Origin of the sequence: Tenggerimyces flavus, assembly GCF_016907715.1 — a bacterium.
GTDB classification, from domain to species: Bacteria; Actinomycetota; Actinomycetes; order Propionibacteriales; family Actinopolymorphaceae; genus Tenggerimyces; species Tenggerimyces flavus.
The window spans coordinates 3,606,278-3,631,177 of sequence record NZ_JAFBCM010000001.1; the positions used below are offsets into that span (position 1 = coordinate 3,606,278).

Annotated in this window: 25 protein-coding genes; 11 read left to right on the top strand and 14 right to left on the bottom strand. The window is 69.8% G+C overall.

Going from position 1 to position 24,900, the window contains the following annotated elements; genetic code table 11:
* Positions 1-4: 4 nt before the first annotated feature.
* On the top strand, positions 5-949 hold the full coding sequence (locus JOD67_RS16920; protein WP_205118561.1) for a carbohydrate ABC transporter permease: 945 nt from the start codon (positions 5-7) through the stop codon (positions 947-949).
* Entirely contained in the window at positions 942-1,778 is an 837-nt protein-coding gene (locus tag JOD67_RS16925; protein ID WP_205118562.1) for a carbohydrate ABC transporter permease, read from the top strand. Before JOD67_RS16920 ends, JOD67_RS16925 begins: the two co-directional genes overlap by 8 nt.
* Here the strand turns inward: JOD67_RS16925 and JOD67_RS16930 are convergent.
* The 11 genes from JOD67_RS16930 to JOD67_RS16980 form a co-directional block, all read right to left on the bottom strand.
* On the bottom strand, positions 1,768-3,000 hold the full coding sequence (locus tag JOD67_RS16930) for a TIGR02679 family protein (RefSeq protein WP_205118563.1): 1,233 nt from the start codon (positions 2,998-3,000) through the stop codon (positions 1,768-1,770). The genes JOD67_RS16925 and JOD67_RS16930 overlap by 11 nt on opposite strands.
* Complete coding sequence (locus JOD67_RS16935) at positions 2,997-7,079, bottom strand: TIGR02680 family protein (protein ID WP_205118564.1); 4,083 nt, start codon at positions 7,077-7,079, stop codon at positions 2,997-2,999. The genes JOD67_RS16930 and JOD67_RS16935 overlap by 4 nt, the downstream gene beginning before the upstream one ends.
* Positions 7,076-8,260 carry a TIGR02678 family protein gene (locus JOD67_RS16940; protein WP_205118565.1) on the bottom strand — a complete coding sequence of 395 codons (1,185 nt, stop codon included), beginning with the start codon at positions 8,258-8,260 and terminating at the stop codon, positions 7,076-7,078. The genes JOD67_RS16935 and JOD67_RS16940 overlap by 4 nt, the downstream gene beginning before the upstream one ends.
* Positions 8,257-9,780, bottom strand: coding sequence for a TIGR02677 family protein (locus JOD67_RS16945; protein WP_205118566.1), 1,524 nt, complete (start codon positions 9,778-9,780; stop codon positions 8,257-8,259). The genes JOD67_RS16940 and JOD67_RS16945 overlap by 4 nt, the downstream gene beginning before the upstream one ends.
* Before the next feature lie 349 nt (positions 9,781-10,129).
* Positions 10,130-11,173 (bottom strand): adenosine deaminase, encoded by a 1,044-nt coding sequence (locus tag JOD67_RS16950; RefSeq protein ID WP_205118567.1) that lies wholly within the window; start codon positions 11,171-11,173, stop codon positions 10,130-10,132.
* A 20-nt stretch (positions 11,174-11,193) separates the two neighbouring features.
* Positions 11,194-11,343: a hypothetical protein gene (locus tag JOD67_RS16955; RefSeq protein ID WP_205118568.1), complete on the bottom strand. Its 150-nt coding sequence runs from the start codon at positions 11,341-11,343 to the stop codon at positions 11,194-11,196.
* Between the two features lie 35 nt (positions 11,344-11,378).
* Entirely contained in the window at positions 11,379-11,825 is a 447-nt protein-coding gene (locus JOD67_RS16960; protein ID WP_205118569.1) for a nuclear transport factor 2 family protein, read from the bottom strand.
* Positions 11,809-12,633 carry an NmrA family NAD(P)-binding protein gene (locus tag JOD67_RS16965; protein ID WP_307782429.1) on the bottom strand — a complete coding sequence of 275 codons (825 nt, stop codon included), beginning with the start codon at positions 12,631-12,633 and terminating at the stop codon, positions 11,809-11,811. Before JOD67_RS16965 ends, JOD67_RS16960 begins: the two co-directional genes overlap by 17 nt.
* Entirely contained in the window at positions 12,630-13,517 is an 888-nt protein-coding gene (locus JOD67_RS16970; protein ID WP_205118571.1) for an alpha/beta hydrolase, read from the bottom strand. The genes JOD67_RS16965 and JOD67_RS16970 overlap by 4 nt, the downstream gene beginning before the upstream one ends.
* A gap of 25 nt (positions 13,518-13,542) precedes the next feature.
* Complete coding sequence (locus JOD67_RS16975) at positions 13,543-14,355, bottom strand: helix-turn-helix domain-containing protein (protein ID WP_205118572.1); 813 nt, start codon at positions 14,353-14,355, stop codon at positions 13,543-13,545.
* Positions 14,352-16,277, bottom strand: a complete 1,926-nt coding sequence (locus JOD67_RS16980; RefSeq protein WP_205118573.1) for a Xaa-Pro dipeptidyl-peptidase — start codon at positions 16,275-16,277, stop codon at positions 14,352-14,354. Before JOD67_RS16980 ends, JOD67_RS16975 begins: the two co-directional genes overlap by 4 nt.
* 371 nt (positions 16,278-16,648) lie before the next feature.
* On the opposite strand from JOD67_RS16980, the gene rpsP reads away from it, so the two are divergent.
* The 9 genes from rpsP (at position 16,649) to JOD67_RS17025 (ending at position 21,927) form a co-directional block, all read left to right on the top strand.
* A complete protein-coding gene (gene rpsP / locus JOD67_RS16985) occupies positions 16,649-17,200 on the top strand; it encodes a 30S ribosomal protein S16 (RefSeq protein ID WP_205118574.1) in 552 nt (183 codons plus the stop codon).
* A gap of 2 nt (positions 17,201-17,202) precedes the next feature.
* Positions 17,203-17,451 carry an RNA-binding protein gene (locus JOD67_RS16990; RefSeq protein WP_205118575.1) on the top strand — a complete coding sequence of 83 codons (249 nt, stop codon included), beginning with the start codon at positions 17,203-17,205 and terminating at the stop codon, positions 17,449-17,451.
* A gap of 7 nt (positions 17,452-17,458) precedes the next feature.
* Positions 17,459-17,968, top strand: coding sequence for a ribosome maturation factor RimM (rimM, locus tag JOD67_RS16995; RefSeq protein ID WP_205118576.1), 510 nt, complete (start codon positions 17,459-17,461; stop codon positions 17,966-17,968).
* Positions 17,965-18,717: a tRNA (guanosine(37)-N1)-methyltransferase TrmD gene (trmD, locus tag JOD67_RS17000; protein ID WP_205118577.1), complete on the top strand. Its 753-nt coding sequence runs from the start codon at positions 17,965-17,967 to the stop codon at positions 18,715-18,717. Before rimM ends, trmD begins: the two co-directional genes overlap by 4 nt.
* Positions 18,718-19,024: 307 nt before the next feature.
* Positions 19,025-19,384: a 50S ribosomal protein L19 gene (rplS, locus tag JOD67_RS17005; RefSeq protein WP_205118578.1), complete on the top strand. Its 360-nt coding sequence runs from the start codon at positions 19,025-19,027 to the stop codon at positions 19,382-19,384.
* Between the two features lie 44 nt (positions 19,385-19,428).
* Positions 19,429-20,295, top strand: coding sequence for a signal peptidase I (lepB, locus tag JOD67_RS17010; RefSeq protein WP_239553890.1), 867 nt, complete (start codon positions 19,429-19,431; stop codon positions 20,293-20,295).
* A 4-nt stretch (positions 20,296-20,299) separates the two neighbouring features.
* On the top strand, positions 20,300-21,028 hold the full coding sequence (locus tag JOD67_RS17015; RefSeq protein WP_205118579.1) for a ribonuclease HII: 729 nt from the start codon (positions 20,300-20,302) through the stop codon (positions 21,026-21,028).
* Positions 21,025-21,351: a DUF2469 domain-containing protein gene (locus JOD67_RS17020; RefSeq protein WP_205118580.1), complete on the top strand. Its 327-nt coding sequence runs from the start codon at positions 21,025-21,027 to the stop codon at positions 21,349-21,351. The genes JOD67_RS17015 and JOD67_RS17020 overlap by 4 nt, the downstream gene beginning before the upstream one ends.
* Positions 21,352-21,369: 18 nt before the next feature.
* The gene (locus JOD67_RS17025) at positions 21,370-21,927 is read left to right on the top strand and encodes an LURP-one-related family protein (protein ID WP_205118581.1); all 558 of its coding nucleotides are present in this window, start codon (positions 21,370-21,372) and stop codon (positions 21,925-21,927) included.
* Here JOD67_RS17025 and JOD67_RS17030 read toward each other — a convergent pair.
* Genes JOD67_RS17030 through JOD67_RS17040 form a run of 3 tightly spaced genes read right to left on the bottom strand, consistent with a single transcriptional unit; the run spans position 21,924 to position 24,849 of the window.
* Positions 21,924-22,664, bottom strand: coding sequence for a class I SAM-dependent methyltransferase (locus tag JOD67_RS17030; RefSeq protein WP_205118582.1), 741 nt, complete (start codon positions 22,662-22,664; stop codon positions 21,924-21,926). The genes JOD67_RS17025 and JOD67_RS17030 overlap by 4 nt on opposite strands.
* Entirely contained in the window at positions 22,664-23,566 is a 903-nt protein-coding gene (locus tag JOD67_RS17035) for a dihydrodipicolinate synthase family protein (RefSeq protein ID WP_205118583.1), read from the bottom strand. Before JOD67_RS17035 ends, JOD67_RS17030 begins: the two co-directional genes overlap by 1 nt.
* Positions 23,563-24,849 carry a nickel pincer cofactor-dependent isomerase, group 22 gene (locus JOD67_RS17040; RefSeq protein WP_205118584.1) on the bottom strand — a complete coding sequence of 429 codons (1,287 nt, stop codon included), beginning with the start codon at positions 24,847-24,849 and terminating at the stop codon, positions 23,563-23,565. Before JOD67_RS17040 ends, JOD67_RS17035 begins: the two co-directional genes overlap by 4 nt.
* Positions 24,850-24,900: the final 51 nt, after the last annotated feature.

The following is a 24,900-nucleotide window of genomic DNA, read 5'->3' on the forward strand; positions in this document are numbered from 1 at the left end:
ACGCTTGAACGCAGTCGCCGAGACGGACGCACGCCGTGGGACCCGGAAACGCCGGGCCCCACGGAACGGCCTGCTCGGCGGGCGGTTCGGCAAGTACGAGGGCTTCCTCTACATCGCGCCGCTGATCCTCGGCATCGCCGCGTTCCAGCTGTTCCCGATCTTCGTCTCGATCTACATGTCGTTCACCCAGTGGGACGGCATCGCGCCGCCGGAGTTCGTCGGTGTGGGGAACTACACCGAGATGTTCACCGGGGACCCGCTGTTCATCGAGACGTTGCGCAACACGATCATCTTCACGCTGCTCGCGATCCCGTTGACGACCGTGCTCGGGTTTCTCCTTGCCCTGTTGTGCAATCGGAAGCTGCGCGGGATCTCGTTGCTGCGCGCCGCGTACTTCGCGCCGTACATCACCAACGTCGTCGCGATCGGCTACATCTGGTACTGGATCTACAACCCCGAGCGTGGGTTGATCAACGGCCTGTTGTCGGGCATCGGCATCGACGGTCCGGCGTGGCTGTCCAGCTCCACCTGGGCGCTGCCCGCGGTGGTGATCGTCAGCGTGTGGCAGGGCGCCGGCTACCCGATGGTGATCTTCCTGGCTGGCCTGCAGGCGATTCCCAAGGACCTGTACGAGGCGGCGGAGATCGACGGCGCGAGCTGGTGGAACCAGGTCCGCCGGATCACGATGCCGCTGCTGACGCCGAGCCTGTTCTTCGTGCTGGTGACGCAGTTCATCACGTCGTTCCAGGTGTTCGGCGTCATCTACATCATGACGCAGGGCGGGCCGGGGCACTCGACCAGCGTCTACATCTACTACCTGTACCAAACGGCGTTCTCGTTCGGGAAGCTCGGCTACGCCTCGGCGATGGCGTGGGTGCTGTTCGTGATCCTCGCGATCGTGACGTACGTCCAATGGCGCATGCAGAAGAGGTGGGTGTTCTATGGCTGAACGTCGCCGCCGCTTCTCGGTGGTCCTCGACATCGTCACGTACGTGCTGATGATCGGGCTCGCGCTCGTGTTCATCCTGCCGCTGGTGTGGATGGTGGCGTCGTCGCTCAAGGAGGAAGGGCAGGTCCTCACCGTTCCGCCGACGCTGTGGCCGACCGTGCCGCAGTGGACGAACTACCTGCAGGTGTTCGAGATCATCCCGGTGTTCTTCTGGAACTCGGTGAAGCTCGCCGCGATCAACGTGGTGGGCCTGCTGATCGTCGCGTCGCTGGCTGGCTTCGCGTTCGGGCGGTTGAGGTTCCCCGGCCGCGACCTGCTGTTCCTGTTGGTGTTGGCGACCGCGATGATCCCCGGGATTGCATACCTGATCCCGCAGTACCTGGTGTTCCGACAGATCGGCTGGATCGACACCCAGCTGCCGTTGTGGGTGCCGCGGGTGTTCACACCGGTGTTCGCGACGTTCCTGATGCGGCAGTTCTTCAAATCGCTGCCCCAGGAGCTGGACGACGCGGCACGCGTGGACGGCGCGGGGACATTCACGATCTTCTGGCGGATCATGCTGCCGCAGACCACACCGGCGTTGGCGGCGATCGCGATCTTCACGTTCCTGGACTCGTGGAACGACCTGTTCGGCCCGTTGATCTACATCAACTCCGAGGAGCTGCAGACGCTGCCGGTGGCGTTGGCTCAGTTCCAGAACGAGTACTTCACCCAGATCACCTTGCTGATGGCCGGCGCGACCGTGGCCGTGCTGCCGGTGATCCTCGTCTACATCGTGGCGCAGAAGTACTTCATCCAGGGCATCACGATGACCGGGCTCAAGGGCTGAGGTCTTCGAGCAGCTGGCCCAGGACGTGCTCCTCCTCGATACGCACGCCGCGCTCGGTCATTGCCGCCGAGAGCGCGGGGTCCCACGGAGTCGGCAGCGAACGTTCGTCGAGCCTGGCAGACCCCCGCGCGGCCAAATAGGCCGCCGCGTCGTACCGCCATGGCGTGAACGGCATCCGCTGGTAGATCGAGGTCGCGATCCCGACACCGCCCCAGTCGAAGTCGCCGTGGTACGCGAACTCCGCTCCGCCAGCGTGCAGGAGCTCGAGGAGGCGCCAGACCGCTGCCGACGGTCTGCCATAGACGCACACCATCGCGGGGCAGTCCGGCCCGAACGCGTCCGCGGCGGCGGCCAGCACGACGGGGTTCTCGCACAGCCGTACCAGGTGGGCAGTGCCGATCGGGTCCTGTCGACGATGCAGCTGGCGGAAGGTGAGTATGAGCGGCTCTCCTGCCGCCGCGGCGGTGCGAAGCAGCTGTCCGGTCGCCGTGTTGCCGTCGCCCGGCAGCCCGACGGACAGGACCGTGGAGGACAACTCGTCCAGGTGAACGCCGACGGCGGCCCAGAGGTCCCGTCGTCCATCGGCCGTCGTGGAATCGGGCACTCCCGCGAGCGCTCGAACGGCCGACAACGCCAACGTTCCGATCGGGCGACCCTCGTCGAGAGCATGCGCGTCGTCGCAGGCTTCGGCGGCGAGCTGACCGATCGGAACACCGCTCGCCGGCAACCTGCGAAGCACGCGAGTCACTGCGGTGAGCAGCCGTCCGGCTTCGGCGGGCTCGGCAGCGAGCCGGCGAACCAGGCCAGTGGCGTCGAGGCGGCTCCGCCACTCGCTCAGCTCCGGGCGTTCGGTGACCAGCTGGTCGAGGTCGGCGTAGGCAGCCCGCCACGCGGCCGAGCTGACGGCCGCCTCCTTCGCCCGGTCGGTCACCGGTCCGGTCAGCCGCTCCACCGCCTCTCGCAGCCCACCCGCGGCGGCACCGCTGGAACGCAGGATGGTGTCGACCTCGTCGAGCGAGACCGACAACGACGCGCCCGCCGCTGGGCGACGACCGAGGAGCAGCTCGACCGCACGGCGCTGCTCGACGCTGGCGCGGACAAGCGTGACCGCGCCGGAGATCGGCTGACCCAGCTCCAAGCGACGGCGGACCCGTTCGACCAGCCACTCGGTGTGCGTCCCGCCGAGCAGCCGGTGCAGCTTGTCCGTGGCGTTGCCCGTCATGCGAACAGGCCAGCCGGCTCCGGCTCCGGTGGGTCAGGCAGATCGGGTACGGGCCGTTCGACGCGCTGTCGGGTCCGACCGTCCCATCGCCAGGGGGTGACGAGCACGGCGGCGATGCCATCGCGTCGGGCCAGATGGCTGATCCCCAGCCCCGGCACCTCCGGGTAGCAGCCCCACTCACGCTCGCTCGTCATCACGACGTCCATGTCGAACGTGGCGAGCAAGCCCATGCACTTCGCGCGGGCGTCGTCGTCGACACCGGCGAACGCCTCGTCCAGCGCCACGAGCCGCGGAGCGTGGGGGTTGCCTGCCGACTTGTAGTGCGACGACGCGGCCGCGAACAACGGCACCGACGCCACCAACGCCCGCTCCCCACCTGATGCAGGTCCGGTCGCCGGCCGCCATTGGCCTTCCTGGTAACGCTGGATCGCGAACTCGTGCCACAGCCGGTAGTCCAGCGCCTGGGTCAACTGCTCGGTCCAGCTCGAGGCGGGACTCTCCGCGTGCTCGCGGGCGATCTGCTCCTGCAGGAACGAGCCGACGGCTGCCCGGTCGTCCGCCGACCAGGCGTCGACGGTCTGCCGAAGCTTCTCCCGTACCCGGGCGAGGCCGTCCGGAGCGTTCTTCGCCGACCGCCAGACCAGCCGCAGTCGCATGCCAGTGGACGTCGGGCGCGACTCGAGCTCGCCGTTCATCCGCGCCACCTCGTCTTCGGCGGCGGCGATCAGCTCCTGCAGCGTGCTGGCGACCTCGTTGAGCAGGTGGTTCTCCAGGATCTCCCGCTCCCTCGCCGACAGCAGCTGCGCCCGCTCGTGGATCTCGGCGCGCAAGGACTCGCTGAGGTCGGGGACGGCTTGGGACCTGCCTTGGAAGACGACGTCGATCACGATCACGTTCGCTTGGAGGGTCAGGCGGGCCGAGTGCCCGTGCCTGGCCATCGCGTCGGCCAGCTGCTTGTGCTCGTCGGTCACTCTCCTCTGGACGCGGTCCCAGGTCGGATCAGAGTCGTCGACCGAGTCGAGCTCGGCATTGACGGACCGAGCCAGCAGCACCGTGGGAGTCGCCGCCCATTGCTCATGGAGATCAGGCGTCTCGATCGCCGGCAGCGCTACCCGCAACAAGCCGGTCCGGACGAACTGCTGGAACTCCGCGACCGCCGCGTCCCGCTCGACGACGGCCTCGCCGATCTCGTCGCTGAGCTTCTGCCGAGCACCGTCGGCGCGGCCACGGTCCTCGCGGGCCGCTTTTTCCAGGCGGCGTGCTTCGCTCTCGCCCTGGTGCCGCTCGACCAACTCGGCACTAACAGCGTCCAACCGCCTGTGCAGCTCCGACACCTCGGCGCCAACGGTCTCCTCCAGCACCCGGTAGGTCTCCCGCGCGACAGTCGCGACCTCCCGCGCGGCCGCTGCCTTCTCGACAGCCTTGTCGAGGCGTTCGCGCGTACGGGACAGCTCCTCCTGGGCGAAGCCAGCCCGCTGGCGGGCGGTCAGCAAGGCCGTGGCGGCCGGCCACAATCCGGCCAGCGCGAGCCGATAGGCGGCGAGGCCCTCCCGGACGGCGGTGAGCTCACCGGGCTCGACAGGGAGTCCGACGTCGGTCCCGAACTCGACCGCTCGTTCCTGGGCCGCGTGCAGGCCGGCCTCCCGTTCGGCGGCCACCCGTTCGGCCGCGTCATGAGCCGCCTGGTGCTCGCGCCGCCTCTCGTGCGCGCCGGTGAGCTTGACGTGCGCTTCCCGGAGGGCGTCGTCGGTCGGCATGGCGCGACGCTCTGTGTCGAGCCGTGCTCGCCGGGCGGCGAGCGCGTTCAGCGCGGCCTCGAGCTCGGCCAGGCGGGCCTTGACCGTTTCCAGCTCGCTGGACAGCTGCGCGAGACGGCTGCGCCGGGCATGCTCGCGGGCGCCCTCCCCGATGAAGTGGGCGGCCGGCTTGTGCCACGAACCGGCCAGCACGCCGTTGGCCCAGCGACCGTCCGTTGTCACCCAGGTCGTCTTCCCTGGTCCGAGACCGACCGCCGCGAGCGTCGTACGAACCGTCTCGTCGGTCAACACCGACGCCCACGGATCCACCGAGTCGATCGCGGGCCGGAGCAGCGTCGCGCAGGACTCGCCGGCGGCCGCGAGCTCCCCGGCCGAGACCAGCACGGTGTCGTCCGCGCCCAGCAGGGCGCCGTCCGGGGTCAGCCAGGCATCCAGGATCCCGGACGCCTCGAGCGCGGCCTCCAGACCGGCGCGGTCCGCCTCCGACACGTCATCGGCGAAGTCGACGACCTTCCACAGCGGCGCTCCCGGCCGATCGACGCGTGCCTGCGGGTCTCTCGTGTAGGGGACGGGTGGGATGTCGTGGCCACCGGCCTCGAGGCGCTCGATCTCCTGCTCGAGCTCGCGACCGCGGGCCTGTCGTTCGTCCCGCTCGGTCCGCAGCCCGGCCTCGGTCCGGCCCAGGGCCGTCGTCGCGTCCTGGACGGCGTCGGCCACGGCCTCGGCCGCGGGGTTCGGGCCATCGAGGCCTTCCGCCCAACCCTCCAGCCGGGTGAGCACCTCGCCCGGGTCCGGCAACCGGAACTCGGTTGCCTCGTCGAGGTACTGCCGGTAGACCCGCACCAGCTCAGCCGCCTCGTCGAGGGTCAGTCGCTCCGCCGCGTCGATCCGTTCAGCCGCGGCCTGGAGCTCGGCGGTCTGCCGATCGACCTCGCGCCTGGCGTTCTCCAGCGCCTGCTGCGCTGCCTGGACCTCTCGCAGCAGCCGGTCGAGCTCGTGCACCGTCTGCTCGCGCCGGTCGGCGAGTGCGTTCGCGTCGCGCTTGGCGCCGGCCGGGTCGGACTCCCAACCGGACACGATCTCGTCGTGCTCCCGAGCGCAGAAGGCCCGTACGGACGTGACGCGGGCGTCGTCCCGCGCGGCCTGGAACGCCTCGTCGGCCTGGCGCTCGCGCTCCTCCTCCACCTCCGCGCGGGACTGTCCTGCATCGACGTCGATGGTGAGCCGGTCGCGTTCCCGCTCCAGGTCGCCGGCGTAGGACTCCTGTCGGCCGGCGTCAGCGTTCAGCTGCTCGAGTCGCTCGGCGTCTCGCATCTCCGGGCTCTGCCGCAACGCGTCGCGGCGCGCCTCCAGCTGCTTCTTCGCCTCGTCCAGCTCGCGCAGCAGCTCGTCCGCAGCAGTCAGGTCGGCGTCGGCCTTCTGGTACCGGGCTTCCGCTTCGGCGAGCTCGCGGTTGAGCCGCTCGTACCGGCTCTGGGCCTCGCGCGGTGCCCGGGCCATCCGTTTGGCGGCGACGCCCGCGTAGCGCGTGTAGTGCCGAAGGAAGTCGGCCGCTGCCGACTCTGCCTCCTCCAAAGCGCGTAACGCGTTCCGTTCCTCGTCGAGGCCACGGAACGCCTCCGCGACCGTCGCTATCAGCGTCGTGCTGATCGGCGGAAGGGCTTCGGTCAGCGCGCGGGACAGCAGCTTCTCGTCGGGCCTCTTCGAAAGCTGGGGCTGTCGCAGCTGGATCAGCAGATTGACCAGCGCGTCGTAGCGGCGTTCGCCAAGTCCGAACAGCGCCTCGTCGACCGCGCGGCGGTAGTCGGTGGCGCGGTCGTAGACCATGCCGTGGCCCTCGACCGCGTCGCGCAGCCGCTCCCGGGTGAGCGCGACCCGGCTCTGGCTGACCAGGGACAGCTCCGGCCCGACGCGTTGCGGGGTGACGAAGTACCAGTGTCGAGCGATCCCGCGCCCCTTCACGGCCTTCAGCCCGCAGCCGATCGTGCGGTACTCCGCCGTGCCGTCACCCCGTTGGCGGCCGAACTCCAGCCAGGCGTAGCCGGTGCGTTCCGGGTGCGGATGCTTGTCGCCGAGCAGCAGGTTCCACTCCATCCGCTTCTGCCGGTCGCCGTCGGGCTCGACGCGATGGGGTGACAGGTCTCCGTCGAGCAGGAACGGCAGCGTGAGGGCGAGCACCTTCGACTTGCCGGTGCCGTTGTTGCCGCGCAGCAGCAGTCTGCCGTCGTGGAAATGGAACTCCTCGACGTCGTAGTAGAAGACGTCGACGAGTCCGGCCCGCAAGGGCTTCCAGCGCGATACGATCGGGGTCGGGAGGTTCATCGGTACGCGTCCTCGGTCTTGATGGTGGGCTCGCCGACCGCGAAGCGGGCGATCGCTGGACGGCTTCGTACCAGGTCGAGGTCGACTTCGACCAGCCTGAGCGCGGCGAGCTTGTCCAGCGCGATGCCGAGGAGCTGCTCCTCGGCGCCAGGCTCGGTGACACCCTTGCGCCAGTAGGTGGAGAACTGGCGGGCCGCGTCCCGGACGAACGCGTGCAGCTCGTCCAACCTCGCCCGCTGTCTGGTCGACAGGTACTCCGCGACGAGCAACGTGACGTGCCCGTCGGTGCGCTGCTCGGGCATGCGCACGTCGGTGAGCTCGTCGTCCGGGTCGACCATCGCGATGCCTTCCGCGCGGACCTCGGGCAGCAGTCCCGTCGCGTCCTCGATCCGGCGTGTGATCGCGGAGCGCTGGGAGGTCAGGTACGCCCGCTCCTCGTCGTCGAGCTCGTCGTAGTAGAGCACCGGGTCCTCCAGCAGCCGCCGAGTGAGCCTGCGCCGGATCGCCTGGTTGCGCAGGTCGTCGGTGTCGGGGATCGGCTCGTCGACCAGCTCCGCCAGCCGGTCCTCGAACGTCTCCGCGGTGATCGTCGACGGCCCGCGATGTCCGGACAGCATGGCGGCGAGCACGGGCCGGCGGATGTCGTACAACACGTCCCCGGTCGCTGACAGGTACGCGTCCTCGTCGCCGGCGACCTTGGTCAACACGCCCCAGTCGAGGAGGGTACGGATGACCGCGACGACGTCGGAGCGCTCGGCGCGAGTCTCGAGGGAGAACGCGAACCCGGCACCGGCGAGCTCCGGCTCGGTGGAGGCGTTCATGATCTCCTCGGCCAGCGACCCGAGCGTGGTCTGCGCATCGGCTCGCTCCAGCACGGCAAGGGCGAGGCAGAGCAGGACGTAGCGCCGACGGCCGAAGGGCTCCTTGGCGCGTCCCCGGGCCGGATGGGTGGGGTCCGGCGCCGGCGGGTTGGTCGCCGGCTGGGTCTTGAACAACCGCGCCATCTCGGCGTCGACGTGCAGTCGCCAGCCGGTCTCTCGGCCGAGCCAGTCGCGCAGGTGAGACTGGTGCTGGCGGACGAGAACCACGGCGTCGGCGTCGGTCTCGGTGAGCAGCAGCGGCTTGGCCAGCAGGGCACGCAGTGCCCTACGGCGTTGGGCTGTCTCTTCTTCGGGGATCATGCGGTGAGGTCCGTGATCTCGATCAGGTGCTCCGGGCCGGTCAGGCCGCCGTCCGCGGTCTCGACGGACACCTCCGCGCCGCCTTCCACCAGCGACAGCCGAACCTCCATCGAGCCGTCGGCGGTCGTGGTCTTGACCTCAGTGTCGCCGGGAAGACGGGCGGCGAGGGCGTCACCGAGCAGGCCGAGGAACAGCCTGAACGCCCGTGCGTCCAGCACGCCCAGCTCCGACAGCAGAACCGGACCCTCCGTGGCGAGCAGACGCCGAGCGGCGGCGGTCTCGGCCGCTTCCCGTTCGGCCTGGTCCCGCAGCATCCGGCGGGCCAGGGAACGGTCCTCGATGCGATTGGGCTGGCCGCGGCGTTCGTACGATCCGGTCTTGCGCAGCTGTGGCGAGATCCGGATCGGCGGAGCTTCCTGCCAGGGCGTGGACGGGGGCGGATCGACCTCGTCCCATTCGGCGACTGTCCCCGCGGTGACGGTGAGGTGGCGAGCCGGCGTGAGCCCGAACGCGGCCCGCCAGAGCCGGTGCATGGCCGCCTCGTCGGGCGCCTCCGCGAACCATCGGGCCAGGGCCCGGAAGTCGGCCGACCGGTCGGAGCGGCCGGACCGACGCTCGTTCAGCAGGACGACGGTGTCGATGAGCTGTTTGATCGCGGTCACCGCGGCTTGGCGCAGCAGCCGGGACTGCGAAGGATGGCCCGTACCGGTGGAGACGAACCAGTCCCGGAGCCCGCGCCACCGGTTGTCCCAGTCGTCGGACGCGGCTGCCTCGGCATTCGCGTACGCCGCCGCGGCTTCGGTCTCGTCCGGCACCGCGTCGGACGCCTCGCGCTGAGCTGCCAGCCGCAGCAGCCGGTCGTGGCCGAGCCGCTCCAGGTCGGTGATCAGCACGGTGATCTGCGCGCCGGAGTTGGCGAGATCCGCGATGAACCGGTTGATGTAGTCGATCAGCCGTTCCTTGTACGCGAGGAAGCCGTCGACGTTGCCGTCGGAGAAGTCGATCGCTCGGCGCAGCGAGGACATGAACGCCTGGGCGTTGTCCGCCAGGGAGGAGAACCGCTCGGTCAGCGACAGCAGGAGGCGATGGGTCTTCGCGGGATCGGGGTCTGGCTCAGAGGCGAGCACCTTGAGCGCCTGCAGTTGCTCCGCGATGTCCTCCAGCGCGACGGACTGGAGGGCGCCGCGACGGCCGATCATTTCGTCGTAGAACGTCAACGCCTGCTCGGCCGCGTGTCCTTCGCCCGTGAGCTGATACAGGAAGCGCTTGCGATGGAAATCCTCGACCGAGGTCACTCGGCTCGTGTCGGGATCGGCCCTGAGGTTGCTCCACCCGGTCAGCTGGTCGAGCGCCTGCGCCAGGTGCTCATCGCTGAGCCGGCTCAGCTCGGCGGCCACGTCTTCCGGACGCAGGTGGACGATGAAGCGCTCCTTCGCCCGCGCGAAGACACGCATGATGTCGCGGTAGAGCGACACGTTCGGCGCGCTGAGGTGGGCGAACGGCTGAGCTGTGGTCGGCACGATGGTCCCCGCCTATCGAGCGGCCAGGTCTATGGTCGGCTGGAGCATGAGGCGACGGTACCCACCCACACCGACAGCTGTGATGGCAGTGGTGAGCTTCGGGATTTCGTGATGGGTTGGGCGGCTCTGGTCTGTGATGTGTCGAGACCTCTGTGGTGCTGGAGGGGCCTGGGTTTTGGCGTCTGAGGCGATCGGAGCGGGGTGGGCTTGCGTGTGGTCGCCTCACCTGGCCAGTGGCCCCTCTACCTGGCGTACACCCCACGTAAAGGGGCCAATGATCATGTAAACATGATCATTGGCCCGGGGCTGGGCCGGTCGCACCAGCCAACCGCCGGACGAAGGATCGAGGTTAGTGGGATACGTAGGCCTTGGCGACGTCTGCCCAGAGGCGTTCGCGCTCGAGGTAGGGGAGGAACGTCGCGTCGACGGCGTTGAGGGTGAGCCTGGCGATGTCGTCGGTGCCGTAGTCGAACGCGTCGGCGACGTGCTTGAGCTCCTGACTGGTGGAGGTGTCGCTCATCAGCCGGTTGTCGCTGCTGACCGTGACCGCGAAGCCCAGCTGGTCGAGCCTGCCGATCGGGTGGTCCTCGTACGAGGCGGCGCCGCCGGTGTGGACGTTCGACGTGGGGCAGATCTCGAGCGGGATGCGCCGGTCGCGTACGTACGTCGCGAGCGGGCTCAAGTGGTCGCCGTCGATCTCCGCGGCGATGCTGACGCCGTGGCCGATTCGCCAAGCACCACAGCGATGTACGGCCTGCGCGAGCGGTCGCGGGCCGAGCCACTCGCCGGCGTGGATCGTCACCGGCATCCCCGCGTTGGCGAGCAGCTCGAACGCCTCGAGGTGCGCGATCGGCGGGAAGCCCACCTCGGCGCCGGCGATGTCGTACCCGCTCACGCCGTCGTCGCGATGGCGCAACGTGAGCTCGGCGATCTCGACCGAACGGGACGTGTGGCGCATCGCGCAGAGCAGCAGCCCCATCCGAATGCGCCCGCCGGACTCGCGTTCGCCGGCGCGAAGCCCCTCGAGGACCGCGGAGACGGTCTCGTCCAAGGAGAGCCCCGCCTCGAGGTGCTGCTCCGGCGCGAAGCGCGTCTCGGCGTAGACCACGCCGTCGTCCGCGAGATCGACCGCGGTCTCCGCGGCGACGCGGGCGAGCTGGTCCTTCGTCTGCATCACCGCACAGGTCTGGGCGAACGTCTCGAGGTAGCGCAGCAACGACTTCGAGGTGGCCGCCTCGACGAACCACCGGTGCAGCGCCTCGGTGTCGGTCGTCGGCAGCCCGCCGTACCCGGCCTCGGCCGCCAGCTCCACGATCGTCGCCGGCCGCAACCCGCCGTCGAGATGGTCGTGCAGAGCGATCTTCGGCAGCCGCCGCAGCGTCTCGAGGTCCACGGGCGCTCAGCTTAGGGGGCTCAGACCGTGACCAGCTTCCGGTGCTTCACGCCGTAGCCGGCCGGCAACCTGCCCTCGGCGAGCATGCGCAGCGGGCACCGCGTGCAGCGCGGCTTGGTGACGCAGCACTTCTTCTTCGGCTTCTTGAGCTTCTTCGGCTTCTTGCCCATGCACTCCCGCCTCGACAACCGGCAGAAGTGTAGCCTTACCTAACTCGTGGCGTACGTGGCGAGGTCGTCGCGCGTTCGGCTGCCTGTGCCACCAGGCTGTCGTTGCCGTCGGTGTAGTACAGCTGCAACGTGAAGTCGACGATCTGCTCGTCCACGATCCTGGCGACATAGTGGCCGTACACCCGCCAGACCGGACCGCCCTCGGCGCCGGCGAGGTGGTGGACGGCCTGGACGTGGGTCTCGAGCCAGCCGTCGTCGGTGACCACGCACGGACCGGTCTGGTGTTGCGTCGCCTCGAACCCCGGGAACACGCCCTGCCACCGCGCGACGAGATCGTCCGCCGCGATGACCTCGGGATCGCCACCCATCAGCTCGGTGTAGTCGGTGCGGACCGTGTCGGCGAAGCACGTGCGGACGGTCGCCCAGTCCAGCGCGTCGACCGCGTGCAGCATGCGGGTGAGTACGTCAGCGGGCGAAGGCATCGGCGTTCTCCACCACCCAGTGCAGGAAGGACTTCGGCTGGCGGCCGGCGACCTCGATGATGGTCGGCCGCACGGTGGTCTCGTCGAGCGTGCCGTCGACGAAGAACGAGAAGAACGCGTTCACGTACGGCTCCGGCATCTCGCCGAGCATCCGCGCCCGTGCGTCCTCGTTCGGCTCGGCCTCGAACGTCAGCGGCCGGTTCAGCACCTCCGCGAGGACGGCGACGCGTTGGGCTGGCGTCAGCGCCTCCGGTCCGGTCAGCGCGTACACCTTGCCCTCGTGCCCGTCGCCGGTGAGCGCCTCGGCGGCGACCAAGGCGATGTCGGCGGGGTCGATCATCGCGATCGGGACGTCCGCGAACGGGGCCCGCACGACGTCGCCCGCGCGCAGCTGGGGGAGCCACTGGAGCGTGTTCGACATGAAGCTCACCGGCCGCAGGAACGTCCAAGCGAGACCGGACCGCCTGACCGCCGCCTCGGTGCGGATCATGTACGCCGACACCGGATTGTCGGTGTTCGTCGCGACCGCCGAGCCGCCGGACAGCGACGCGATCCGCCGCACGCCAGCCTTCGCCGCCTCGGTCGCGATCTCGTCGGCGTAGCCGGGCATGAGGAACAGCCCGTCCACGCCGTCGAACGCGTTCCGCAGACTCGAAGCGTCGTTCAGGTCGCCGACCGCGGGCTCGACCCCGTCCGGCAACGGCTTCGAGGGGTCGCGAACGACGGCCCGCACGCCGACGCCGCGGTCCAGCAGCTGGCGCACCAGCGCGCCACCGACGTTCCCGGTCGCTCCGGTCACCAGGATCACGACAGCGTCCTCCGGAAGTGCTGGTCTGCCGCGTCGACGGACATCGCCACCTGCTGCTCCTGGTCGTAGAAGTCGATCTGCGTTCCCTCGGCCCACACAACCTCGCTCGGGCCGGCCAACGTGGACGCTACTCGGCGCAGGTTGTCGGGCAGAACCGCGTCTTCGCTGTGCACGAAGAGCGTCGGCACGGACACCTCGGCCGCCGCCGACAGACCGTCGAACGTCAGCCAGTACGCCCAGCTGAACTCCGCCATCTCGTTCGCCCACGTCGGGACCGCGCCGCGGCCTGGCTCGGCGTAGTACGGCAGCTCGAACGACATCCCCGCGCGGTCGTTGCCGTTCTCGTACGCCGGCACCGTCCGCACCTCGCCGGTCCGCTGGAAATGCTCGAACGCCTCCGCCGCGCGGGCGAGCCGCATCGCGACGCCCTGCTCGCCGCCGTAGAACGGCGCCACGGACTCGGCGTCGTGGTACCAGCCCGCGACGCTCGCGAACGAGGCGATCGGCGCGCCCCTCGCGATCGCACGCAGCGCGTACTGCGCCGACGCGCACACCGCCAGGTAGGCGACAGCGCCGGGGCGGACGTACGACAGCGTCGACACGGTCCGCGCCGCGGCGATGATGTCCTCGATCTTGCGCGCCGGCAGCTCGGCGTGGCGCGGCGTCCCGCCGCTCGCGCCGAAGCCCGCGAAGTCGAACGTGAAGACGGTGTAGCCGCGGTCCGCGAGCCTGGCCGCGTACAGGTCGGCCATCTGTTCCTTCACGGTGAGCCAGGAGCCGGTGACGATCACCGCGGGCTGCCGCTCGGTCAGGTTGTCGACATCGCGATGGACGTGCACGGCGAGTGGGGTGTCGCCGTGGAAGAACTGGAACGGGGTGGTCACGCCCGCGAGGCTGCCATGCAACTCCCTACGCTGGGAGGGTCCGATTTTGCTGTCCTCGGACCTCGCCGGGCAGCAGGCCGAGCTCGCGGCGGAACACCCGGCGGAAGTGGCTGACGTTCGCGAACCCGACCGCGTGCGCCACCTCGACCACGCTGGCATCGGTCTCGCGCAGCTGAGTCCGGGCTCGCTCGACGCGGCGTGCGGTGACGAACTGGTGCGGGGTCAGTCCGGTCGTGGTCCGGAACGCGCGGGCGAAGTGGAACGGGCTGAGCGCGGCCACGCCGGCGAGCTGGTCGAGCGTGATCGTCTCGCCGACCTGCGCGTCGACGTACTCCGCGATCCGGTCGACGAGCCTGCGGTCCAGCGCGCCGACCGGCGGGATCGCGGGCCGCGGAGCGGGGCCGTACTCCGAGCCCAGGTGCGCGGCCAGCCGGTGCGCGATCGTGCTCGCCTCGACGTCGCCGAGCGGCACCCCGGTGAGGTGCGCGCGGCGAAGCCGATGGGCGATCCCGATGACCACGCCGTCCCGGGCGTCGACCGTGGTCGCGACCTCGCGGCTGGCGAGGAGCTCGGCGTCGAGGTAGATCTCCAACGCCTCGGTGGGATCGGCGACCTCGGTCCAGGTGATCGCCACGTCGCCAGTGACGAACACAGCACCCGGGCGTACGTCGGCGCGTTCCGCCCGGCCGTCGACCTCACGGACGAGGCCCGTGTGGCGGCTGAACGACACCCCGATCTGGTACGGCTTCGTGGTCGTCGTGCCGGGATGCGGCGGCAGCGAGGCGTACTCCGACCGCATCCCCGGCCAGCTCAATGTCGAGGTCAGGGTCGGGCTCACCTGAATTCGGGGTTCCTCCAGTCCTGGCTCGAGGTCTTGGCGGCGACTGTCGCGTCGGTGGTCACGACCGGCGGCGTGGTGATCGACGGCAGGGCCACGAGGCCGGCGGCCGGGAGGCGGATCGAGCTGCCGCGCAGGTCGACGTCGATCGTCGCGCCCGTCGTCTTCGGCGTGCTGAACTCGTCGTCGCTCGCCGTCACGACCAGCCCGAGCACGTGCCCCTTCGGCACCACCGCGTCGTACGCCTGCACCGGGACCTTCACGTCGTACCAGCGGCCCGGCCGCAACGGCGACGCCTGCCGCAATGACGAGCGGTGCGCGGCGTCGACCCAGCCGCGGGTCAGCACCGCGTGCGACGTGGTCGCGAAGTCCTCGGCCGTGTCGAGATAGCAGGAGTTGTCCGCCGCCGTCGACGCTCCCCAGCAGGACTCGGTCGTCAGGTTGTGCACGCCGGAGCCGGGGGAGAGGTAGTCGACGCGGCGCGCGGTGCCGTAGTCGACGAGCCGCACCGCGAGGCTCGTCGTCGGCTTGTCGACCCGTACCCGCAGAGTCACCGACGGCTGGCCGGAGATCCGCAGGTCCTTCTTCAGCGCGCCGGAGAGGAACGCCAGCCGCCCGTTCTTCGCCGCGTTCGGGTCGGCGACCGCCGCGTCCTCGTACAGGCCGGGGTCGTCGGTGAACGTTCGCTCCGACCCGCGCGGCGCCGGTGCGAAGCCCAGCGTCCCGGTCGTCCCGTCGCCCTCGCCCAGCCGAACAGTCACGTCGTGCGCGCCGACCGCCGGCCAGCGCGGCTCCTCGACCCACTGGCCGGAGGACCGCTCCAACGACGCCTGCGGCTCGCGCATGACGCCGTTCCGCAGCCCCTGCAGCCAGTAGTCGAACCACTCGTGCAGCGTCTCGACCCACTCCACGCGGCGGAAGTCGAACGGGTCGACGTGCCCCTGCTGGGCGAGCCAGATCTTGCGCGGCACCCCGTTCTTCGCCAGCGCGGTCCACCACTTCGCGAAGTGCGAGGTCTGCACGTTCAGGTCGTTGACGCCGTGCACGACGAGCACACTCGCGCGGACGCGCGACGCGTCGGGCAGGTAGTTCCGCTCGGCCCAGTAGTCGTTGTAGTCGCCGGTCTCGTCCTCGCTGCCGGTCACCAGCTCCTGGCGGACCGCGGCGCACGCGGCGTCCGGGCGACCGCCCACGTAGTCGTGCAGGAACGCGTGGTGCCCGTTGCTGCGGACGATGCCGTTGTAGCGGCTGTAGTCGTACCAGCTGGAGATCGCCGAGATCGGCACGATCGTCTCCAGGCCGCGGACGCCGGTGGCGGCGACACCGTTCGCCATCGTGCCGTCCCAGGACTTGCCGATCATGCCGACCTTGCCCGTGGACCAGGTCGCTCGCGCGCGGGAGCCGTCGGCGTACGCGCCGGGCGCTCGCCCGTTCAGCCAGTCGACCGCGGCCTTCGCGCCGAGCACCTCCTCGCGGCCGCCGACGTCGTTGCAGCCGGTCGAGCGGTTGGTGCCGGCGAGGTCGACCTGCGCGATCGCGTACCCGCGCGGGACGAAGTAGTTGTCGTAGTGGAGCGGGTAGCGGGTGACGGTCCCGTCCGGGCCGTACAGCTTCTTCTCCGACTCGTTGCCGCGGCCGCAGCAGACGTAGTACGGCGAGGCGACCATGATCACCGGGACCTTGACGCCCTTCGCCGCGGCCTCGCGCGGGCGGATCAGGTCGACGACGACCTTGTCCTTCGCCCCGTCGCCGTCGTTGTCGAGCGGGGTCGTGACCCAGACGCTCTCCCGGATCGCGCTCGCGTAGTCGTACACCGGGACGGTCTCGGTGCCCTTGACGTGCGGCGGGCCTCCGGCCTGTGCCGGGCTCATCACCGCGAATGCCGCTGCGAGAATGGCGACGAACGTGACGAATCTCTTCATCGAGAGTCCCCCCAACTCGACACTGCCCATGTCGGCGTGTCGCCGAGCGTATTTCATGGTCGCGCTCCGCGCGACGTGCCGGGCGCGCCTGATCGTGGCCCCTTCCCCCTGGCCGAGGGGCCACGTGGTCGGTCGGGTGCAGACCGATCGGCCAGCGGGAAGTGACCACGATCAGGCGCGCCCGGCAGGGGGCTGGGGACGGCGAGTCACCACCCTTCGGCCGGGTCTGGCACAATGGACCGCGCGAGTCCGCTGGGGCGGGAGCCCTCTCACCTTCCAGCCTGCGCGGACCCCTTCCGAGCTGTTGGTGCCGCACCCCACGTGGCGAGCGGCAGCTCACCCGCCTTAAACACACAGGAGACACCACACCCGTGGCCGTCAAAATTCGCCTCAAGCGCATGGGCAAGATCCGCGCGCCGTTCTACCGCATCGTCGTCGCCGACTCCCGGGTCAAGCGGGACGGCCGGACGATCGAGCAGATCGGTCAGTACCACCCGAAGGTCGACCCGAGCGTCATCGTGGTCGACTCCGAGCGCGTGCAGCACTGGCTTTCGGTGGGCGCTCAGCCCAGCGAGCCGGTTCTCCGCCTCCTCAAGGTGACCGGCGACTGGCAGAAGTTCAAGGGCGAGCCCGCACCCGCCGAGGGTGTCAAGGTCGCGCCGGAGAAGGCTCCCAAGCGGACGATGTTCGACGAGGCGCTGCGCGACGCGCACGCCGAGCCGAAGACCGAGGCCGTGAGCCAGAAGAAGACCCGCAAGAAGGCCGAGGCGGTGTCTTCTGAAAAGGGCCAGGCCGCCGACGAGGCACCGGCAGCCGAGGCCAAGGCTGAGGCCAAGGTTGAGGCCGAGCCCAAGGCTGAGGCCAAGGCTGAGGCCAAGGCTGAGGAGCCGGCGGCGGAAGCCACGGCTGAAAGCGAGTCCTGAGCGTGTTGACCGAAGCGCTGGAGCACCTGGTCCGTGGCGTCGTCGCCCACCCGGACGACGTACGAGTGAAGATCAGGGAGCTCCGGCGCGGTCGGGCCTATGAGGTACGCGTTCACCCCGACGACTTCGGCCGGGTGATCGGGCGCCGCGGCCGGACCGCACACGCGATCCGGACCGTCGTCACGGCCCTGGACAAGGGCCGGCACTCCCGCATCGACTTCGTCGAGTCGCGGGCTGCCGTCGGTCGCTGATCCGTTCGTGGATCTCGTCGTCGGGCGGATCGTCCGTGCTCACGGCATTCGCGGTGAGGTCACGGTCAACATCCTGTCCGACCAACCCGAGCTGCGGTTCGTCCCCGGCGCCAAGCTGGGTGCGGGCGCTCGCTCGTTGGTGATCAAGAATCTGCGCTGGCACGGTCCGCGACTCCTCGTCACGTTCGAGGGAGTCGCGGACCGTACTGCTGCCGAGGCGTTGCGCGGGACGTCACTCGTGGCGGACATCCCGGACGACGAGGAGCTCGACGATCCGGACGAGTTCTTCGACCACCAGCTCGCCGGACTGCGCGCCGAGCTCGCCGACGGTGAGCTGATCGGCGAGGTGACCGAGGTGCTGCACCTGCCGATGCAGGACGTGCTCGCCGTACGCATGCCTACCGGGCGCGAGGTCCTGGTGCCGTTCGTCGCCTCGATCGTTCCCGTGGTGGACGTGGCGGCGGGGAGGCTGGTCGTCGAGCCGCCCGAGGGCCTGTTCGACGAGGCGAACCAGTGAGAGTCGACGTCGTCTCGATCTTCCCCGACTACCTGGCGCCGCTCGGCCTGTCGCTCGTCGGCAAGGCGGCGGCGTCGGGGGTGCTGGACGTCCGCGTGCACCACCTGCGCGACTTCACCCACGACAAGCACCGCTCGGTCGACGACACCCCGGTCGGCGGGGGAGCGGGCATGGTCATGCGGCCCGAGCCCTGGGACGAGGCGCTGCGTACCGTCGCTCCCGAGGGCGCGCGGCTGATCGTTCCAACGCCGGCCGGACGGCCGTTCACCCAAGCTCTTGCCGCCGAGCTCGCCGCTGAGCCGCGGCTGGTCTTCGCGTGCGGACGGTACGAGGGCATCGACCAGCGCGTGGTCGACTCCGCGCGGGAACGGATGCCCGTCGACGAGGTCTCGATCGGCGACTACGTCCTGGCCGGCGGCGAGGTCGCGGTGCTCGTGATGGTCGAGGCCGTCGCCCGCCTGCTGCCGGGCGTGCTCGGCAACCCGGACTCGCTGGTGGAGGAGTCGCACGTCGACGGGCTGCTCGAGTACCCCGTCTACACCAAGCCGGCCGTGTGGGAGTCCCGCGAGGTCCCGCCCGTGCTGCTGTCCGGCCACCACGCGAACATCGTCCGCTGGCGCCGCGACGAGTCACTGCGTCGTACCGCCCGCAACCGCCCCGACCTGCTCGACCGCCTCCCGGCCTCGTCGTTCGACGACCGCGACCTCTCGATCCTCGCCTCAGAAGGCTGGCGTCCGCCTCAGGACTGAAGGCCACACCTAGCGTGGCCACGCTACTTGTTGGACAGATCTCGGCTTCTATCCCGAGATCTCTCCAACAACTGGTGGGCTCGACCGAGTGGGGGTCGACCGATTCGCGGGGCGTTGGCGGCATGTGACACACTAGGTGGCTGGCGCAGCGCTCGCGGTCACCCGCGGGCAGCGTGCCTGCCGGCGGGCCTGCCACAGGGGGAACGCCGAGGCGCGACAGGAGCTGCGCCCAGACCGACCATCCATCCGCGCGCATGAACGCGCGGACGCAAACTGATGGTGACCTGTGGCACCACGAGGAGCAGACATGAACTCGCTCGCCGCGCTCGACGCAGCCTCCCTCCGTGACGACGTCCCGGGCTTCAACGCCGGTGACACCCTCAAGGTCCACGTCAAGGTGGTCGAAGGCAACCGGTCCCGAGTCCAGGTCTTCCAGGGCGTCGTGATCCGCCGCTCCGGCAGCGGCCTGCGCGAGACGTTCACCGTCCGCAAGGTCAGCTTCGGTGTCGGCGTCGAGCGGACCTTCCCGGTCCACAGCCCGATCCTCGACAAGATCGAGGTCGTCACCCGTGGTGACGTACGTCGCGCCAAGCTCTACTACGTCCGTGGCCTGCGCGGTAAGGCCGCGAAGATCAAGGAGAAGCGCGAGAACACCCCGGCACGCTGAGCTGATCCGAGCGGTTCCCCAAAGGAGTAGGGATACTGGGCGACATGACCTCGGAGAGGACGCCGACGTTGGGGACGAGCGAAGAGCCCGATCGTGGCGGAAGTGGTGGAAGCCGCCGCAAGCGGAGCAAGGAACGTTCGTTCTGGAAAGAGCTGCCCATCCTCGTGGTGCTGGCGCTCGGCCTCGCTCTGATCATCAAGACATTCCTGATCCAGGCGTTCTACATCCCTTCGGAGTCGATGGAGAACACGCTGGTCCCGGGCGACCGCGTGCTGGTCAACAAGCTCGCGTACCGCCTGGGCGAGGTCCAGCGCGGCGACGTGATCGTCTTCAACGGCGCCAACTCCTGGGAGCCCGAGGCGATCTTCGAGGAGCCGACCAACGCCGCGGGCAAGGTCGTCCGCTGGGTCGGTGAGCTGTTCGGGTTCTCCTCGGTCGGCGAGAAGGACTTCATCAAGCGGGTCATCGGCCTCCCCGGCGACAAGGTCGTGTGCTGCGACAAGAGCGAACGGGTGACGGTCAACGGCCGCCCGCTGAGCGAGTCGAAGTTCCTCTTCCCCGGTGACGCCCCGTCGCAGACTCCGTTCACCATCACGGTGCCGAAGGACCGGCTCTGGGTGATGGGCGACCACCGCGCGGCGTCCGCCGACTCCCGTTCGCACACCGGCGACCCGGGTGGCGGCACGATCCCGATCGACCACGTCATCGGCCGCGCGTTCGTGGTCGTCTGGCCGCTCGACCGGATCACGCTGCTCAACCGGCCGCCCGCGTTCGCCGAGGCCGGCCTCGCGAGCGGTCCGGTGACGGTCTCGCCGCAGGTCGCCTCGGGTGCCGTACCGATCGCCTCGATCGGGCTGATCCTGCCCATCGTCGGGATCAAACGGTTCCGCCGGTTCCGGCGACGTCGCTGACACCATGCGAGACGTCCGGGCCCCGCGAGTGGTGATCCGGCGCGAAGCCGGGCTCTACGCGTACGAACGAGCGCTGCTCCGCGCCGGCATGGCACCTGTCGCCGGCGTCGATGAGGCCGGCCGGGGTGCCTGTGCCGGCCCGCTGGTCGCGGCAGCGGCGATCCTGCCCGAGGGCAAGCGCGGCGAGGTGCCGGGCCTGAACGACTCCAAGCTGCTCACCGAGAAGGCCCGCGAACGCTGCTACACCGAGGTCACCCGCCGCGCGCTCGCCTGGTCGGTGGTCGTCGTCTCGCCGCAGGAGTGCGACCGGCTCGGCATGCACCGGGTCAACATCGAGGCGCTCCGCCGGGCCCTGTTCCGGCTGGAGACGCGCCCGTCGTACGTCCTGTCCGACGGCTTCCCCGTCGACGGGACCGGCGCCCCGGCCCTCGCCGTCTGGAAGGGGGACCGCGTCGCCGCCTGCATCGCGGCCGCCTCCGTGATCGCCAAGGTGACCCGGGACCGGATCATGTGCGAGCTGCACGAGCAGTACCCGGAGTACGACTTCAACATCCACAAGGGCTATTGCACGTCCGAGCACCAGGACGCACTGGAGCGTCACGGTCCGTGCCCGGAGCATCGGCGACGCTGGGTCAACGTCATGAAGGCGATGGGCAACAATGGGTCGGAGGTCGCCGATCTGGAGGCCGCCGACGACGTCCTGAACGACGGGAGCCTGGTGAGCGAGCAGTGAGCGCTGAGGACCTCGAGAAGTACGAGACCGAGATGGAGCTCCAGCTCTACCGGGAGTACCGCGACGTCGTCGGCATCTTCAAGTACGTGGTCGAGACCGATCGGCGGTTCTACCTCGCCAACAACGTGGATCTGAAGGTCCGGACCGAGGGCGGCGAGACGTACTTCGAGGTGACGATGTCGGACGCCTGGGTGTGGGACATGTATCGTCCTGCCCGGTTTGTGAAGAATGTCAAGGTAGTTACGTTCAAGGACGTCAACGTCGAGGAGCTCGCGAAGAGCGACTTCGACGTACCCAAGGACGACACGAACTTCGGTCAATAGAGCACGGGGGATTTACGGATGGACCTCGCGACGTTCCAGGGTCAGCAGACGCTGGAGATCCGGCAGCGGATCACGTTCATGGTGAACCGGTACGAGATCTGGGCCGGCGGAGAGATCATGGGCCTGGCCCAGCAGAAGCGGATGACCATGCGCGAGCAGGTCACGTTCTTCGGCGACGAGGACAAGACTCTTCCGCTCTTCGGCTTCAAGGCGCGGCAGATCATGGACCTCGGCGCGACGTACGACGTCACCGCGCCGGACGGCGGTGTGATCGGCTCGTTTCGCAAGGACTTCGGCAAGTCGCTGCTGCGCTCGACCTGGCACCTGACGCAACCGGGCCTCGGCGAGTGCACGGGGTCCGAGCGGAACCAGGTGATCGCGATCCTGCGCCGGTTCTCCGACTTCGCATGGCCGTACCATTTCGACTTCACCACCCCGGACGGCCGGCCGATCTTCTCCGTCGAGCGCCAGTGGGCGTTGCGGGACAAGTACGCCGTGACCATCAACGACCCCGCCATCGACCGCCGCCTCGTCGCCGCCATGGCCGTCGCCCTGGACGCCCTGCAGGCTCGCTAGGCCACGCCGACGGCGTAGCGGAAGGCGTTGCGCAGCCGGTAGCCGCCGGCAGACGTACGGAACGGGCGCGCCGCCGTCAGCACCACCGGTGTCAGCTCGGTCATCGTCGCGGCGTCCTCGCCGAGCAGGATGCCGCGCACGAGTGTGGTGTCGTCCGGCACGGCCCACTCCAGGTCGATCACGGCGTCCTCGACGACCTTCAGCCCGGCCTCCTCGAACGCCGAGGCGAGCCCACCCGCCTCCCGCAACGGCCCGCCGGGCAGCACGTCCTCCTCCCGCGCCGCCGCGATCGCCGCCTCCAGGACGTCGACGTCGTTGCGCGCGGCCTCGGCCCAGTTCGCGATCGCCACGCGCCCACCCGGCCGGGTCACCCGGCGCAGCTCACGTAGCCCGTCCTCGGCGAACTGCAGCGCGTTCACCGCCGTCGCCACCTCGAACGAGCCGTCCGGCCAGGGGATCTCGTCCAGCGACGCCTCCCGGATCTCCGCCCCTGGCACCCTCAGTCGGGCGAGCGCTGCCATGCCGGGCGCGGGTTCGAGGCCCGCCACCAGCGCGCCTCCCGAGGCCAGGTACGCGAGCAGCTCGCCGCTCCCACAGCCCGCGTCCAACACCGACGTCCCCGCGCCGACCGCGGCCACGGCGACGAACCGTTCCCACACCGGGCGCGGAAACGAGCCCCACAAGGCCGACCAGTCCGCGGCGACGTCGGACCAGCCGTCCGGGTCGCCGCCGTCCATCAGCCGAGACCCCAGCTCGCCACGATGTCGGCGGCCTCCGCGGCCTCGTCGGTGTCCAGCTCCGACACTGGCGGCCGTACCGCCCGTCCACACAGGCCGAGCTGCGCCAACGCCTCCTTGACGGCCGACACGTTGTTCGCGTTGCCGCGCCGCATCCGCAGCTTCTCCATCGGGACGAGCCGTTCCCACAACGCCATGGCAGCAACGGAATCGCCGGAACGCAGCAACGACAACAGCTCCACCGCGAGCGCGGGCGCGACGCTCACCAGCCCCGACGTGAACCCGCGTGCGCCAGCGAGCCAGTAGAACGGAGCCCATCGTTCGGCCAGCCCGCAGATCCACGCCACTCGGTCCGCGCCGACCGCGCCGATGGCCTCGGAGAGAGCGAAGACGTCCGGCACCGCGTACTTCACCGCGACCAGCGAAGGAACCTGTTCCGCCAACGACACAAGGGCTTTCGCGTCGAGTGAAGGATCCCGGACGTACGCCACGATCCCCAACGACGGCGCCGCCTCAGCCACCGCGCGGTGGTAGTCAACCCAGCCTTGCACCGACTGGTACGGATGCACGGGCTGGTGCACCATCACCGCCGGCGCCCCGGCCGCTGCGGCGGCACGCGCCAGATCGGCCGCATGCCCGGGCGCGTTCCCGACTCCCGGTACCACCACGGCCCGCGAGCCCACCGCCTCGATCGTCAGCTCCAGCGCACGTTGCAGCTCGTGATCCCGCAACGAGTAGAACTCGCTCGTGTTCCCGTTCGGCGTCACCGCGTCGACGCCCGCGTCGACCATCCGCGACACGATGCCGCTGAACGCCTTCTCGTCCAGCTCGCCCGCGCCGTCGAACGGCGTCACCGGGATCGCGACCAACGTACGAAGGCGTTCGACCAGTTCGTGACTCATGCGAGATCTCCATCGGGGGTGAACGTCATCGGCGACGGCTCGCCGAGGACTGTCAAGGCGGGGTTGGCATCGAGCTCCGCGCGCAGCGACGTGCTCACCAGCATCGTCTCGAGGTCGAGCGTGTCGCGGACCCGAACGAGCCGCACAGCAGCGGGATCCGCCACCCCACAAGCCCGAATGGCCGACGCGATCACGTCCCGGTCCGTCGGCAGTACCACCGGCAGGCGTGCGCGCCGCAGCCCGGACAACCCGGCCGTGAGGCTGTTGACGTACGTCGACCTTAGGTCCAGCTGCCGCACCACCCGCAGCGGTACGAGATCGGCCAGCCCCACGCCGATCCCGTTCCCGTGCGAAGCCTCGGTGAGGTGATGAACGGTGACGTTCGTGATCCGCGGCGTCGGCAGCTCGGCGATGCCCGGAATCCCCATCCGGCCAAGGACATTCGGGTCCATCCCCGCACCGGACTTGTCCTTGCCGAACTCGTCCACCACCAGCACGTCCAGCTCGTCGAACGGCAACCGAGGCAGCAGTTCGAACGCCTCCGCGAGCAGCGCGGCCTCACCAGCGGCGCCGATCCCGTCGGCAGAGACGAACGCGACCTTCGCGACCTGATGATGCGCGTTCTCCAGGATCGCCACGCCACCGAGCACCTTGCCGGTCGCGGCGAGCGCACGGTACGCGGCGGGAATCCACGTACCCAGCTGCACCGGTCCGTGCAGGTGGATCGCCTCCGCGCCGTGCTGCTTGCCGAGCCCGATCGCGGCGATCTTCGCCAGCCCACTCTCGACCTCGCCGCGGAACGTCGTGTGCGGCTTGATCCGGTTCACCAGCAGGATCGCGTCGGCCGCGGCCGCCCGCGCGTCGACGTGCACCTCCGGCCCGCCGTCGAGCCGATCGATCACGACCGTGTCCATGCCGGACTCGATCGGCGCGCCCACGGAGTCCTCGGTCACCCCGAGACCGGACAGGATCTCCTGCTGGCCCTCGGCCGTCGCCCCGCCGTGCGACCCCATGGCCGGAACGACGAACGGCGAGGCGCCCCGCGAGCGCAGCTCGGCGACCGCCGTACGCAGGATCGTCGCCAGGTCCGCGATGCCCCGGCTGCCGGCGGTGACGCAGACCCGCTTGCCCTCGACGTCGCCGATCCCGGCGAGTGCCGCACGCGTCGACGCCTCGACATCGGCCACCGCCGGCGCGGCGATGTGCTGGCGCACGGGGATCAGGTCGGGGAACTTCGTGTCGTACGCGAGGCCTTCGACAGCGGCGAACGGATCGGCGGTCACGAGCTCTCCTCCCGAGCGGCGACTTTGTCAGAATGTCAGGACATGAAGACA

What these genes read in the sequence shown, in the direction of transcription:
- rplS (WP_205118578.1), top strand. Translation starts at nt 19,025, where the DNA reads ATGAACTCGCTCGCCGCGCTCGACGCAGCCTCCCTCCGTGACGACGTC.
- JOD67_RS17035 (WP_205118583.1), bottom strand. Translation starts at nt 23,566, where the DNA reads ATGAGTCACGAACTGGTCGAACGCCTTCGTACGTTGGTCGCGATCCCG.
- JOD67_RS16940 (WP_205118565.1), bottom strand. Translation starts at nt 8,260, where the DNA reads ATGATCCCCGAAGAAGAGACAGCCCAACGCCGTAGGGCACTGCGTGCC.
- JOD67_RS17015 (WP_205118579.1), top strand. Translation starts at nt 20,300, where the DNA reads ATGCGAGACGTCCGGGCCCCGCGAGTGGTGATCCGGCGCGAAGCCGGG.
- lepB (WP_239553890.1), top strand. Translation starts at nt 19,429, where the DNA reads ATGACCTCGGAGAGGACGCCGACGTTGGGGACGAGCGAAGAGCCCGAT.
- JOD67_RS16960 (WP_205118569.1), bottom strand. Translation starts at nt 11,825, where the DNA reads ATGCCTTCGCCCGCTGACGTACTCACCCGCATGCTGCACGCGGTCGAC.
- JOD67_RS16925 (WP_205118562.1), top strand. Translation starts at nt 942, where the DNA reads ATGGCTGAACGTCGCCGCCGCTTCTCGGTGGTCCTCGACATCGTCACG.
- JOD67_RS16955 (WP_205118568.1), bottom strand. Translation starts at nt 11,343, where the DNA reads ATGGGCAAGAAGCCGAAGAAGCTCAAGAAGCCGAAGAAGAAGTGCTGC.
- JOD67_RS17030 (WP_205118582.1), bottom strand. Translation starts at nt 22,664, where the DNA reads ATGGACGGCGGCGACCCGGACGGCTGGTCCGACGTCGCCGCGGACTGG.
- JOD67_RS16930 (WP_205118563.1), bottom strand. Translation starts at nt 3,000, where the DNA reads ATGACGGGCAACGCCACGGACAAGCTGCACCGGCTGCTCGGCGGGACG.
- JOD67_RS16980 (WP_205118573.1), bottom strand. Translation starts at nt 16,277, where the DNA reads ATGAAGAGATTCGTCACGTTCGTCGCCATTCTCGCAGCGGCATTCGCG.
- JOD67_RS16935 (WP_205118564.1), bottom strand. Translation starts at nt 7,079, where the DNA reads ATGAACCTCCCGACCCCGATCGTATCGCGCTGGAAGCCCTTGCGGGCC.
- JOD67_RS17025 (WP_205118581.1), top strand. Translation starts at nt 21,370, where the DNA reads ATGGACCTCGCGACGTTCCAGGGTCAGCAGACGCTGGAGATCCGGCAG.